At 45.8% G+C, this 14,587-nt stretch carries 12 protein-coding genes; 4 read left to right on the top strand and 8 right to left on the bottom strand.

Translation table 11 applies throughout. From position 1 onward, the window contains the following. Positions 1–81: 81 nt before the first annotated feature. From ACDE64_RS10665 to ACDE64_RS10640, 6 genes are all read right to left on the bottom strand, one after another. On the bottom strand, positions 82–1,023 hold the full coding sequence (locus ACDE64_RS10665; RefSeq protein ID WP_411349978.1) for an oxidoreductase: 942 nt from the start codon (positions 1,021–1,023) through the stop codon (positions 82–84). Positions 1,024–1,199: 176 nt separating this feature from the next. Next, the gene (locus ACDE64_RS10660; protein WP_411349977.1) at positions 1,200–2,015 is read right to left on the bottom strand and encodes a uroporphyrinogen-III synthase; all 816 of its coding nucleotides are present in this window, start codon (positions 2,013–2,015) and stop codon (positions 1,200–1,202) included. 61 nt (positions 2,016–2,076) lie between these two features. Next, entirely contained in the window at positions 2,077–2,694 is a 618-nt protein-coding gene (locus ACDE64_RS10655) for a flavin reductase family protein (protein ID WP_411346433.1), read from the bottom strand. Positions 2,695–2,905: 211 nt separating this feature from the next. After that, positions 2,906–4,387 (bottom strand): DHA2 family efflux MFS transporter permease subunit, encoded by a 1,482-nt coding sequence (locus ACDE64_RS10650; RefSeq protein ID WP_411350269.1) that lies wholly within the window; start codon positions 4,385–4,387, stop codon positions 2,906–2,908. Between the two features lie 77 nt (positions 4,388–4,464). After that, the gene (locus tag ACDE64_RS10645) at positions 4,465–5,067 is read right to left on the bottom strand and encodes a TetR/AcrR family transcriptional regulator (RefSeq protein WP_411349976.1); all 603 of its coding nucleotides are present in this window, start codon (positions 5,065–5,067) and stop codon (positions 4,465–4,467) included. Positions 5,068–5,276: 209 nt separating this feature from the next. Beyond that, positions 5,277–5,801, bottom strand: coding sequence for a mismatch-specific DNA-glycosylase (locus tag ACDE64_RS10640; protein ID WP_411349975.1), 525 nt, complete (start codon positions 5,799–5,801; stop codon positions 5,277–5,279). A 255-nt stretch (positions 5,802–6,056) separates the two neighbouring features. Between ACDE64_RS10640 and ACDE64_RS10635 the strand changes: the two genes are divergently transcribed. Then, a complete protein-coding gene (locus ACDE64_RS10635; RefSeq protein WP_411346430.1) occupies positions 6,057–6,524 on the top strand; it encodes an IDEAL domain-containing protein in 468 nt (155 codons plus the stop codon). A 277-nt stretch (positions 6,525–6,801) separates the two neighbouring features. Further along, a complete protein-coding gene (locus ACDE64_RS10630) occupies positions 6,802–7,227 on the top strand; it encodes a DUF4190 domain-containing protein (RefSeq protein WP_411346429.1) in 426 nt (141 codons plus the stop codon). A gap of 174 nt (positions 7,228–7,401) precedes the next feature. Here ACDE64_RS10630 and ACDE64_RS10625 read toward each other — a convergent pair whose 3' ends face one another. Then, positions 7,402–8,268 carry a VOC family protein gene (locus ACDE64_RS10625; protein WP_411349974.1) on the bottom strand — a complete coding sequence of 289 codons (867 nt, stop codon included), beginning with the start codon at positions 8,266–8,268 and terminating at the stop codon, positions 7,402–7,404. 257 nt (positions 8,269–8,525) lie between these two features. Further along, positions 8,526–9,446 (bottom strand): cellulose binding domain-containing protein, encoded by a 921-nt coding sequence (locus ACDE64_RS10620; protein WP_411346427.1) that lies wholly within the window; start codon positions 9,444–9,446, stop codon positions 8,526–8,528. A 461-nt stretch (positions 9,447–9,907) separates the two neighbouring features. Between ACDE64_RS10620 and ACDE64_RS10615 the strand changes: the two genes are divergently transcribed. Both ACDE64_RS10615 and mprF read left to right on the top strand, forming a co-directional pair. Next, positions 9,908–11,524, top strand: a complete 1,617-nt coding sequence (locus tag ACDE64_RS10615) for a multicopper oxidase family protein (protein ID WP_411349973.1) — start codon at positions 9,908–9,910, stop codon at positions 11,522–11,524. A gap of 331 nt (positions 11,525–11,855) precedes the next feature. Beyond that, on the top strand, positions 11,856–14,507 hold the full coding sequence (gene mprF / locus ACDE64_RS10610; protein WP_411349972.1) for a bifunctional lysylphosphatidylglycerol flippase/synthetase MprF: 2,652 nt from the start codon (positions 11,856–11,858) through the stop codon (positions 14,505–14,507). Positions 14,508–14,587 lie beyond the last annotated feature (80 nt).

Genomic DNA, 14,587 nt, shown 5'->3' with positions numbered 1-14,587 from the left:
TTTATGGCTGTACGATTCAATTGATCGTACAGCCATTGTTAATATTTTATAGGGGTGCTTGTAGAAATGTAGGCTTGGGAATTATTCTTCGATAGCTTCTGGTTGGCGGAATTGGTAGTAGACGCCGGTCATGTCTTCGGAGAGTTTCCAGAGTTTGTCGGCGGTGCTGTCGTTGTATTTGTGATCAAAGGTGCGGTCGATGTGTGGGTAGCCTTTGCGGCTGCCTTTGCCGTCGGGACCGATGTATTCGCCGCCTTTTAGAGATGGATTGGTAGCTGCGTATAGTGTTGGTAGAGCGCCCATTTCGGCGGATTGGCTTAGTAAGCTCCATATGAAGCTGGAAGCTTTGCCAGCTTTTTGACCGGAGCCGCGGGAGATCAGGTTGGTGTTGGCGACACCGGGATGAGCAGCGATGCTGATTGTGGATGCGCCGGTTGCTTGCAGACGTTTTTGCAGTTCACGCGCGAATAGCAGGTTAGCCAGCTTACTTTGACCGTAAAATTTCATCGCGCTGTAGCCAATCTGGGCGTTCAGATTATTGAAATAAATGTATCCGCTGCGCGCAGCGATACTACTCAAAGTGATGACTCGCGAGTCCGGTGTGTCCAGCAGCACAGGAAGAAGTTCCCCAGTCAATGCAAAGTGACCAAGATGGTTACTGCCAAATTGCAGCTCAAAGCCCTGTACGGTTCGACCCAGCGGTGGAATCATAACACCTGCATTATTAATTAAGATGTCGAGTGACGTATGGCGCTGAATATAGGTTTGGCTAAATTGATGCACGCTTTGCAGATCAGCGAGGTCAAGATGCATGACTTCCACTTTGGAGCGTGGATATTGACGTAGCAGATCAGCTGCCGCTTGATGCCCTTTTTCAAGATTGCGTACAGCCAACACTAAGCTGGCTCCGTGTGCAGCAAGTTCTTTTGCGGTTTCCAGTCCAAGCCCACCGCTACCACCGGTAATAACCACCTGTTTATCTGTAAGATCAGGTATTTGCTTTGCTGTCCATTGTGTACTCATACTATCCTCTCCCGTCTCATGTGATTATGTCTGCTACTATTTGACTGTGATGAAAGGCAGATTGCAATCCGTTCTGGTATGAACCGAATGCAGATTGCTCCATTACTGTATAGTATACTTTCATTTACCCGCAAAACCCAATTTCGCACAATATGAACAAGCAGCAGCCCTGGAAATCAGGACTGCTGCTCATAATAACGTGTCATTTCGATAATCATTGCACCCATCCGTTCATTCTCTGGAGCAACAATGCGTGTTACTTGTTCTTGGCGCAGTGCTTCCGAAGTCACTTTACCAACAGAGACTGCCAATACCGGACCTTGCAGCTTCTCACGCAATTGTTCTGTGTAACTATGCTCCTTAGCATGAGCGAACAGATGTCGTACCTGTACCGCGGTCGTAAAGCAAATCGCATGCACCGTCTCCTGTTCAATCTCTCGCTGCAATTGCTCCAACGTATCCGTTTCAGGCGGAACACTCAGATACGGTAACAGTGTATGCACACTGACTGCCCCTTTTTGCTCTAGAAAAGAGACAAGAGTCGGCGCAGGTTCACCATGCAGCTGTACCCAGATACGTGCCCCTTGTAGGTCCACTTCCTCCAGTTGTTCCTCTAGTCCCCGGACGGTACCGTCGGAATCGCGCACATCCGGTGCAAGGTCTTCAGACTTGAGCGCACTGTAGGTTTTGTAGCCACGAATCGCAATACGCGCACCCCGTACCGTTTCACGAAACTCTTTCCCGATACCGAGGCGATCAGCGGCTGCGAACAGTGCCGCAGTACCGATACCTGTTGTAAATACAAACCAGTCCGGCTGCTGAGCGATAACCTCGCGCAGCTCCTGCTCCATTTCTTCTTCTTTAAACATCGTCATTCCCTGAAGCGAGCGGACGACGGCCTGTGCGCCCTGTCTCGCAATCAGCGATGTCATCTCGTCCAGCTTACGCGAACCGGCGATGACAATTGTTTTTCCTTCCATTGCTCTGGCCAAAACATGCTCCCCCTCTGTCTGTTTTGCCAAAACGGTTCCAGTAGCCCTGTTGCCTGACGGATTATAGCGGACGCTCCACCACAAACGGCTCGGTCAAACGAGCATATTCATTCCCGGCAATACGTGCTACCGGCTTCAGTTCGGCGGCATGAATATAAAACTTGTCGGCTTGAATTACCTTTTCATCAAAATGATACCATATGATGCGCGCCAGCAGCAGATCCTGCACAATTTCGCCTTGATCGTTTTTGATCGGAATATGCTTTTCCAGCTTGCACTCAAATCGTACAAGCGCCTCGGCGATCCCCGGTACAGCAACCTTGTCACTTGGTACGGTGGTGAGATTCGTTAATTCCAATTCACTCTGATCCGGCGGCAGCGTCGAGCCCGTCATATTCATTTGCTCAGTCAATTCTTCATTCACAATATGAATGACCAGTTCTTCGTTGTCAATGACATTGCGCGCTGTGTCTTTCATTTGACCTTCGCGTCTTGCAACCGATACCGATACAATCGGTGGATCAGAAGCGACGATATTAAAATAACTGAACGGCGCAATATTGTACACGCCAGTTTCCGATAACGTACTAACCCAAGCGATCGGGCGCGGAATAACAGCACCGGTCACAAGCTTGTAATTCTGAACACTGGTAATAGATTGCGGATCAATCGTAATCATAAGAAGACCTCCTGTAATGGAAAAGTGGATTCAGCATAGCAGAATTCAGAGTGCAGCGAAATGGTTATCCATCACCGTTAGATGCAAGCATCAATGCAGACTCTCCCCATTATGCTTCAAGACAAAAGCTGATATCAAAACATAACTGCAATCTTCATACAAAATAACCCCGATCTTCATCATTTGAAGACCGGGGTTATGTGCAATTTCATTAATGCATTGGACCTTGCGCGCCTGCCTGCTTGCTCACAATGACACGCTTAACGAAGAACGAGCATACCAATCCAATCACTGCCAATACCAGTGCGAAGATAAAGGAGTGCTGAATACCTGTCGTAAATGCCATTGCCTGATTCGCCTGACTGGACGGATCAGCAACACCGCTGAGATAGCTGGCTTGACCAGCGCTCAGAATACTCACTGCCAGTGCCGTACCAATCGCACCTGCTACTTGTTGCAACGTGTTCATAATCGCTGTACCATGCGGGTAAAAGTGACTTGGCAGCTGATTCAGACCGTTCGTCTGCGCCGGCATCATAATCATCGAAATGCCAACCATCATAAAGACGTGAAGCGTAATGATCAAGCCAACCGGTGTAGACGCATCAATACTTGTATAAATAAACAGCACAATCGCTACCAGCGCCATACCAATCGTAACGAGCCATTTGGGCCCGAATTTATCAAACAGACGACCCATAACTGGCGACAGGAAACCGTTAAGCAGACTACCTGGAAGCAGAATCAGACCTGCTGCCAGCGCCGTTAACGCCAGTCCTTGCTGCAAGTACATTGGCAATATCAGCATCGATGACAGAATCATCATCATACAAATAAAGACAAGGATCAATCCAATCGTAAACATCGGATACTTGAATGCACGCAGATCCATCATCGGCTGCTCCATCCGCAATTGACGGATACTGAACAATACCAGCGCAATAATACCGATTGCTAGTGTCGCAATAACAATCGGATTGCTCCAACCACTGCCTGCATCGCCATGTCCACCAGCACTACTAAATCCATACACAATTCCGCCAAAACCAAGCGTCGATAACACAATCGATAGCGCATCAATCTTCGGTTTAGTCAAACGTGAGATGTTAGGCAAGAATTTTAGACCGAATAACAACGAGATAATGAAGAAAGGCAACGAAATCCAGAAAATCCAGTGCCACGTCAGATTCGCCAAAATCAAACCGGAGATTGCCGGACCACTTGCTGGCGCAAACATAATAACGAGACCGATCAATCCCATCGCCGAACCACGCTTCTCCACTGGGAAAATAACCAGAATCGTATTAAACATCAACGGCAGCAGCAATGCTGTACCAACTGCCTGCAACAAGCGCGCAATCATCAAAATTTCAAAGCTTGGTGCCATCGCCGCTACAATCGTCCCTGCAATGGAAAATAGAAGCGAAGTTGTAAACAGCTGTCTCGTTGAGAACCATTGCAGCAACAAGCCTGATACAGGCACGAGAATACCCATAACGAGCAAATAGCCCGTCGTTAGCCACTGGATTGTTGTAGCACCTACGCCCAGTACACCCATCAGCGGTGTAATCGCTACGTTCAGCGCAGTTTCACCGAACAGACCGATGAATCCACTGAGTAGCATAGCGAACAAAATCGGTAATACCTTATATTGCGTTGTTTCTTGTTGACCCTGTGCAGGATCATTTTTCATGGAAGCATCCACGAGCCCATCCTCCTTGACTATTTTTCTGTCTATGTGTAGTTTGTTTGTCGCCGGGCATTATGTTATCAATCCTGTTGTTCGCCCGGCTGATTTCCATAGCTTTTCATAACCATGGACAAATATTTGGCAGCCGTTAGTAGCGGCTTGTTGTTCTGGTTGGTAAGGCTGATAATCAGCGCCCCTTCCATCATCGACAGCGTGAGCAGTCCACCATCCTGAGCCTGCTCCTCACTTGCTCCTTCCAACAGCAGACGTTCCGCAATAATTTGCTGCCAGTCAGCAAATACTTGCTTGCACGCGGTACGCAGCGTATCGCTAATGCAGGATGTCTCTACTGCTGCCCAGAAGCTAAACGGAATAAAGCCGGTATATCCAGACGCTTCCGTCTCCAACGCCATATCATGCACAAAGTTATAAACGGCGTCACCCGTTTTGTCATACTTGCCAAAGGTGCGCCGGAACTTGTCCGTAACATGCTTATTGGCCTCCTGTATACACACGAGGGCCAGTTGTTCCTTGCCATTGGGAAAATAGTGATACAACGAGCCTTTCGGCGTTTCGCTCTCCTTAATAATCTGGCTGAGTCCCGTCGCATGATATCCTTGGGAGAAAAACAACCGCGCTGCTGTATCAACAATCTGCTTCTTTGCATTGGACTTTTCGCCCAATCCAATCACTCCTTTTTCTCCGTCTCTCCAATTATAACGATTGGTCTATATAATTAAAACGCAAAATATTTTAAAAGTCAATTCATTTGTAATTTAAAATGCTTGCATGCAAACCGATACATAACTTATACCAGAAAATTATAATCCCATTGTCAATTTGAATCTTATGTCTGTAAACTCCGCCGTCAAGCAAGACTTACGATACCTTCTCATGCTTGTCCCTCTCTTAACAAATCCAATCCTTCTTTCAATTCACGGTAAATGTCGACGATATCGTCCAGCGGCATACGTACAAGCCCGCTCGACGAAGGCGCAACAAATTCACGTACACCTTCCGTAATGGATTCATCCTGAAATCCCCACGGTGCTTTTGCTTTTTTACTGTACTGCGTGTATACCCCTTTCCCAACAAAACAAGCGATCTGCGGACGATATTCCGTTAGCTTGGCTCTTAGCTCCACTCGCCCTTGTGCATACTCTTCCGGTTTAATATCCTCTACACCACGCGTGGGACGAGACACGATATTCGTAAACCCATAACTCAGTTTCAGCAGATCACCATCTTCATCCGGCGTGTATAGACGAGGTGTCAGACCAGAACGGTATAGAATTTGCCAAAACCGATTGCGTGGATTCGCATAATGATGCCCTACCTCCCCGGAACGAAGACTAGGATTAAAACCGACAAATAAGATATCAAGATGATTTTGCAGATGATCGGGAATAGTGGGCACGATGATTCCTCCATTGGTTTGTACTATAAAATTTAACATTTTCAGCAATTTTTTATCTTTTTCGACATAAACACTATACAATATCCGTGACTATTGACCGATATATTTATTCAACGACAGGTAAAACACACATTCACTTCACAATTGAAACGCTGAATGAGATTGATGGACAGACAGCGACTGACACTGCCTCATACGATGAATCGTCAGGCATCATAATGAATAATCCGATAATATAGAAAAGGAATGATTAGCATGATCCAATTAAACGAAAAGCAAATTTATGCTGTCCTCCATAAACAATTGAACCGTAACTTCCCAGTACAATCGATGGAACTGAATTATCATATCGAAGCGGATAGCCGCCTCATCAATGCCGAAGGCGAAGTCGAATTGTCCAACAAACATTACTGGGTAAAAGTAATGGACTGCGTCTATCCAACTCACTCCCGTCCAATCCTCATGAGCGAAGTAATCTACTTCCTGCGTCAAGAGTATATGGACAGCACGATCCGCGTATTCATGAAACAAAATACCGATGGTGAAGTTTATGCCACCGCTGAAATTTCGTTCCAGGATCATGTCGCGCTGGAAGCTGAGCAATTAAAAGCAATGATCGATCTGGCACTGGTTGTCAAAGACAAACAATGGTTCGAAGAATTGACTGCTTCCTATCTGAACATGACTCGTCCATTGCCAAGTTCCGTATCCAGCACTATGTAATGATTACACCGGCAGACGCGCTTTGCACCGCTCTGCTGTCAACAGGACTTTCCCTTTTGCGGAAAGTCCTGTTTTTATGTACATGCATGACCATTACGCCTGATCATGCCTACCATGCAGATTTTTTTGAAACCTTTTACAAGATAAAAGGTATTTATTGTTATGCTTTTTCTGAAAAATGTTGCTATGATAGAAAAGATGGTTGAATACATAGTATATAGCTGAATAGCAGCAAACACGCTTACGGCATATACATATCGATAAAGGAGGAACAACTATGGATCCGAACCGCCCGCCCTATCAATCTCCGCCACCGTATGGTTCACAGCCGCCTTACGGTCAGTATGATCCTTACCATCCCTATGCTCCACGACCGAATAATGGCAAAGCCATTGCTGCACTCGTGCTGGGTATTTCGTCTATTGTAACGCTCTTCTTCTTACCGGGCATTGGTATCATTCTTGGCATACTAGGTGTAATCTTTGGTATTCTTTCTCTCAAAGAAATTCCCCGCCGCATGGAAGGCGGCAGAGGCATGGCAATTAGCGGACTAATCTGTGCAATCGTCGGGTTTCTGCTGCATACGGCTGTCATTGTATTTATTGTTTTTGCAATCCTGTTATCATTGGGCGAATATTCAGAAAATGGCACCGATTCTTGGGCACCGACTTTTCAGCAGGACGGCACTTCTGACTTTTACTAACATGAGTATGACTACTGCAAAAGCTTGATTAGATTTCTAGCTTCCTTATGAAATGAGTACAAACATAGCGTACTATACCAGCATATGATAGCAGCACACAAGAAAAAGGTTAGCGCCACACACGCCGGCGCTAACCTTTTTTGTACATATTCAAATGAATGAGCTACTACTAGATTATACTGCGGGTACATACAGACGAACGCGAATATTGGACGGATCAGTAATCCATAATTCATCTGTTCCTTGTTCAAAAGGCAAGCCCGCTGCGGTAATGCGGTCAGCAACTTCTTGTAACGCAGCACGATCAGGCAATTGCAGCGTGTAATAATCGATGCCTGTAGAGTGAGCAGGCGCTTTGGGAGCACCTTCACCTGCCCAAATATTCAACCCCATATGATGATGATATCCGCCAGCAGCAATGAACAGCACTGAACGATTATCTGTCAGGACAATTTCGAAACCAAGGATATCTACATAAAATTTGCGAACCTCTTCCAGATTGGATACATGGAAATGCACATGTCCAATTTTGGTGCCGGCAGGCAATCCAGTCCATGGTTTCCCTTCTGCCAGCTCTAACAATCCGTCTACATCGACAGGCTCAGTGCCCATGACGTAGTAGCCTTGCTCATCTGTTTGCCATGTTGAACGTGGACGGTCGGCATACACTTCAATTCCGTTATTATCAGGATCGTATAGGTATAACGCTTCACTTACAAGGTGGTCACCCTGTCCAATCGGCTGACGATGCTCTGCCATATTACGTAATGCTAATCCCAAGCTGGTACGATCAGGCAGCAGAATCGCAAAATGATACAATCCAGCTACGGATTGACGGCGCGGGATCGTCGCATTTGGAATTTCTTCTATAATAAGCAGCGGATTGTGTCCGTCTGCCGTCATTTCAGCAGTGGTTTCCGTTTGATTTAATACTTTCAAACCAATGATGTCAGAATAATAAGCAACAGAACGCTCCAATTGACTCACTTTAATTTTCACAAGTCCGATCTCAAGATCAGGATGAATGGTGGAAGTACTCATAAGGTAAGTTCCTTTCGTTAATTAAGTTATTATTTGTAACTATGATAACATTTTGTAAGCAGCTATGCAAGCGGTAAAATATAGAATACAAAAAGCGGAAGTTGGATCACCATTGCCGCTACAATGGTGATCCGACTTCCGCTCTATGATTCGTTTGCATGTTGTATCGCGTTTTATATCTTCCACCATGCTACGCATGAATCCTTATATGATGCAACGATTTGTGTATTACCATTCGCATAGTACCGATGGTCGTATTATTGTTCTTCGGTTACACCCGGATCAGAGCCCCATACTGGACCACCTTGATAGTAAACAACGATTTTGTTGTTATCTGCCATAGATGTGTTGTCGCTGTAAGAGTAATCGGACGAAGAGTTACCGCCAGATGTTCTCTGTACTGTGAAGCTAATATCTCCGCTATCTCCACCAGCAGGAACAATACCTGCTTCAGCATTGAAGATCAATTCTACGTAGCTATCTGCTCCAGCTTGTGGTTGCTCCATATTAACGATATGAGCCTCTACATTGTTAGTGCTGAACGGTACGCTGTTTATCGATATATCACGTGCAGTCAGACCGTTACCGCCAGTGAAGTAGTAACGCACGCGAATATCGCTCAAGTTTACATCTTCTGTACCAGTGTTCATGATATTGATCGTTGGACGAATCGCACCGGAACCGCTACCGTTAGCTTTGTATTGCAAAATGAGTGACTGTTTTACATTGCCAGAGCGAGTAACTGGAGTCCCTACAACAGGTGAAGACATTTGCGTCACTTGACCGTCAGCCAATACTGCATTGACTACATAGCCGTACACTTCGCCATTCGTTACAGATGTATCCGCATATACTGCATCTGTGACACCTGTAGTCAGTACAGTATACGTATTGGATTGTACACTATTATACGTGTTGTTGATCACATCGTAACGGCGTACTTCATAACTGCTTGCATTTTCAACTGGAGACCAAGTCAATACGACTTGATTAGAACCAGAACGCGCAGCTACATTCGTAGGTGCAGCCGGTGCGGATGTGTTAGTCCACGCGATATCGTTTGTCACCACATTGGACTGAATTGCTGCATGTGCGCTTGGCGCAGCAAACAGACTACCTCCACTCGCCAGAATGGATGCAGCCAGCATAAATGAAGCTTTTTTGGACATGGTAATCATAATTATCATCTACCTCCGTTTATATGGGTGTTAGTTATATGTTCTTGGTTGCTGAATCGTGCTGCTAAGTATTCGGCTCAGAACTCTATGTGTGGGTGTACCTTTTCCCTCCTTTGTTTGGTATATTATTACCGTTTGCAAACAAATGCATATCCTGTGAATCTCTTCACGTTTGAGACATGTGCACCATTATTAAACAGTACAATATCAAATAAAACACTTACCAAGCTCAAATTATAACATTTTTGTCATCAATTGCAGATAGACGATAAGATGCAATCGTCAACAAACCGACAATTCCATTAGACCTACATCCACTCAGGTTACGGCATAATAAAATAAGACTCTGTGTCCCTTTTTGTTGTTTATTCTGAATCTGGGAGAGATTTGCATTGAAATATACATTCATTCAGCCACTGCGGCTTTATTCTTATTTTTCATATGTTGTGCTGGGGTTATGCATGATTGCGGTTCTTAGTGCATGCAGCGGATCATCTTCCAGCTCTGCCGACACCGGTCATACTCATCATCAGTCAACGACTTCAAGCGATTCTTCTCTTACACAAACGGATGCAGCCACAGCAACGTCCGGTCATACGATGAGTCATGGCGATATGAGCAATATGGCTGCACCGGAAGGCAGCCAGTCTACGACTCCGAACAGCATCACTACAGATCAACAGATTGTGAATGGCAAGGAAGTTACATTAACAGCACAATCTTCGTATCTGGAAGTAGAAAAAGGAAAATACTTGCCGGTATGGACATTCAACAACTCCGTACCTGGTCCACAAATCGAAGTTACAGAAGGCGATATCGTTACCGTTCATTTGAAAAACAAGCTGGACGTGCCGGTATCGATTCATTTTCATGGTGTTGTTCTACCTAACGATATGGATGGTGTTCCTGGTGTGACGCAGGATGCTGTTGAGCCGGGCCAAACATTTACGTATACTTTTCAAGCGCTGCACGCTGGCACGTATTGGTATCATTCGCATCAGGATAGCTTGAATCAGATCGGTCGCGGATTATATGGTACATTCGTTGTTCATCCAAAACAACCATCAACTGCCGATGTGGATCGAACATTTGTATTGGACGAATGGAATGATCCTAATACTCATCCGGCAAATACGGAATCTAATACGGCAGCGCTGAATAGCAATATGGGTGCGTACAATCTGTATACGATTAATGGACGCAGCGGTGATCAAATTGATCCGCTATATGTGAACAACGGTCAGCATGTACGTCTACGCTTCGTCAATGCAGGTAATATGACTCAATTGTTGTACATTCCGCTATCTTCCTATACTGTCGTCTCTACAGATGGAGAAGAAATTTATCAGCCGCAGACGTTAAATAAAGGGCTGCTACGTATCGCTCCGGGCGAACGGTATGATCTCGCTTTTACCGCTACGGACAACGGTGTAGCTCCTATCGGAGCTGTGGGCGATTCCGACTTTGCCCGCTCTATGCGTCTGCCGATTGTGGTATCTGATCGTGGGCAGCAGCCTAATCAGCAGCAAGTCATTGATGAAGTGAAGCGTCAGCAACAGAATCTAACAGCAGCTAACGTATCCCGTTGGTCAGAGCTGGATCTAATGAATTATGGACAACCAACAGCTTCCACATTTACATTAAATCAGAAATATGATCGCAATTACGATCTCAAGCTGTCTATGGGCGTTAGCGATGGCAAAATGACATATACGATCAATGATGAATCCTACGACCATCTCAAAGCATTGACTGTCAAAACGGGCGATACGGTACACATCACCTTGTCTGCTCCTTCCGGTAATGAAGATCATCCGATGCATCTGCATGGTCATGTATTTCAGGTGCTATCCCGTAATGGCAAAGCGGCTTCCGGTGCTCCAGTATGGAAAGATACACTCAATGTACGACCTGGAGAAACGTACGAAATCGCCTTGCTCGCAAACAATCCAGGCAACTGGATGCTCCATTGTCATGAGCTTCATCACGCTTCTATGGGCATGATGATTGACTTCAATTACGAAGACTTTCAAACGTCCTATCAGCCTGATACCAAGGTCGACAATATCTCTGAATAGCTTCACTTACAGCGTAGTTAGCCGCAGCATTCTCATTTATGACATTCCTGTATCCTATAACAAGACGTCCTCCCTTATGATAGAGCATGTGCATTTCTATCGGCGATGGCGTCTTTTTTGCTGTAAACGCATTTAACTTTATCCGAATGGTGTTATACAATAGTAATGGGATTTATTTGGAAAGCATTTATGAATGCTCCACAATATACCGATGTAGTATCTGAGCAGATCCGGGTAAATGCGATTTTTGACAACGCAGAGACCGTAATTCCGATCATGGAATCATCCAGCAATCGCCCATTATATCGACAAAGGTGGAGTTCATAATCACATGAGAGAAACGCTGCGCAAGCTTAAAATACTTCAACTGATGACAGCTCTATTCAGAGCGCGTATTATCAAAATTCTGATCCCCATTATTATTTTGGTGATCATTATTATCCAAGGACGCAAAGAAATTGAACATATTAATCTGGGCCGTGTATTATTTGAGCTGCACCGTATGCCGGTGTCGGCAATTATTCAAATCTCACTGGCTTCCTTCATCGCTGTGTCGGCGATGAGTACTTATGATTATTTGCTACGCAAGCATTTTAAATTGGATGTAGAATGGAAGGCTGCCTTCCGCTACGCATGGATCGCCAATACATTCAATAACATGATTGGATTTGCTGGTCTAACTGGCGTTGGTCTACGTGCCATTCTATACAAAAAGAGCGGTGTACCGATCAAAACGATGGGGTCTGCCATTTTATTTCTATCGCCCATCATTCTGGTTGGTTTGTCCCTACTCGGTTGGCTGACGATTATCGGCATTTTCCCGGTAGAGCCGATGTTTGATGCACATCCATGGTTGCGATTTGCCGTCTGGGGCGTATCGCTGTATTTGCCATTTTTCCTATTAATGCAGCGCTCCTCCTTATTCGCCAAATGGTTCCACAAAGAAGGCGAAGGCAAGCTGCCGTGGAGCATCGTAATCGCTTCGGTCGGTGCGTCGTTTCTGGAATGGGCGTGTGCGGCTGTATTATTCTGGCTAATTCTGTATCATGATCTGGATCATCTGCCGTTTGCAACTGCAATCGGAATCTATGTGGTCGCTGCCATTGCCGGAATTATCAGTATGGCGCCAGGTGGTATCGGCGCATTCGATTTGACAGCACTACTCGGTCTGCAAACGATCGGTGTCGATTCAACGCGTGCGATTACAGCACTCGTATTGTTCCGAATGTTCTACTTCTTGATTCCTTGGTTAATCGGTCTTGTATTGGCAGCCTTTGAGATTACTCCAAGCCGCCGACAGATGAAGGATATGGTTACAAACGGGCTGGATTCATCGCGTAATGCGTGGACCAAATTCTGGGGCTGGCCTTCGCAATTTGGTCTGCTCGGTGATCTGGGTGCATGGGCGCTCGGCAAGCTTGTACTTGCGAGCGGAATCATCTTGTTGCTATCCGCAGCGACACCGGGCTTGATCGAACGTATGCGATTTATGGAAAATATTCTGTCTTTGCCAATTATGCGTCTTTCTGAGCAATTATCGGTTGTAATCGGTATTATGCTGATTATCGTCTCGCGCGGCATTTCGCTGCGTATCCGCCGCGCCTTTGTATGGACGGCAGGGCTACTCATTGCGGGTGCGGTATTTACATTTGCCAAGGGCTTTGATTATGAAGAAGCGATCATTTTGATGATTGTCGCGATCATCCTCTGGGTGTCCCGTGCCAAATTTAATCGGGAAAGTGCCAGCTTGTCGCCACGCAGTATCGGTGTGTGGGTCATACTCGCCTTTATCTCGTCACTCTGCTACTATCTCGTTGGTTCGCAGATTCATCCTTCACTACTGCGCCATCTGCCTGCACGAGCACAGCAATGGTTCCTTGATCCGCATGAGTATGCCGTAACAGCAGTGATTGCTTTTATTAGCGCACTGATCGTACTGGCAGCAATCTTCGCTCTTCGTCCTAACCGACATGTAGAAGATTTGCCAGATGCCGAGCAGTTAGATAAATTAAATGAATTTTTGCAAAATCAACAGGGGAATCTGCTTAGTCATCTACTCTATCTAGGTGACAAAACATTATACTGGGCACAAGAAGGCAAGATTCTGATTCCTTACTCTCGTGTCCGTGATAAGCTGGTCGTGCTGGGCGATCCGATTGGTGACAAGTCACTGGCTGGCGCTGCCATTCAGGAGTTTCAACGCTATGCCGATCATTTTGCACTAACCGTTGTATTCTACCAAGCAGCACCAGAGTATCTGTCCATTTACCACGAGAATGGTTATAACTTCTTCAAGCTTGGTGAGGAAGCCTTGGTGCCGCTAGACAAATTCACCCTATCTGGCAAAAGCAATCAAGGACTACGTACTGCCAAAAATAAATCTGAACGTGAAGGACAGCTGTTCGAGGTTCTGCAACCGCCATTCTCGGCTGAATTGATCAGCGAATTGCGATTAATCTCCAACGAATGGCTGGGCGATCGTAAGGAAAAAGCCTACTCTCTTGGCTGGTTTCATGAATCGTATCTCCAGCGCGCACCGATTGCGCTGCTACGTGAAGCCAGTGGTCGTATTCTCGCCTTTGCTACACTGGCACCAGCATACGACAATAACCGGATCGTTTCGATTGATCTGATGCGTCATCTGAACGAAACGCCAAACGGTACGATGGATGTATTATTCGTCCGCCTGATCGAATGGGCAAAAGAATCCGGTTATGCCTACTTTAATCTGGGCATGTCTCCCTTATCCAGCGTCGGTGAAAATGCCAATGCCCATCGCGAGGAAAAACTTGCACGACTCGTATTCCAATACGGCGGACACTGGTACGGCTTTGAAGGGCTACGCCGCTACAAAGAGAAATTCTCACCCGAATGGGAAGCACGTTATCTCGCTTACCCGGCAGGCATGCAGCTGCCGTTCCTGACGATCGATCTGGTGCGTCTCGTATCGCGTAAACCTGGCAAAATGGAGCATACGATTTAACTAGATCAACTAGATCAACTAGATCAACTAGATCAACTAGATCAACTAGATCAACTAAATTTTATCTGTCGCTTCGCTTG

This window comes from Paenibacillus sp. WLX2291 (genome assembly GCF_046603665.1).
Lineage (GTDB): Bacteria > Bacillota > Bacilli > Paenibacillales > Paenibacillaceae > Saccharibacillus.
The sequence above is the reverse complement of the archived record's forward strand: the minus strand, read 5'-3'. Positions and strand labels throughout refer to the sequence as shown.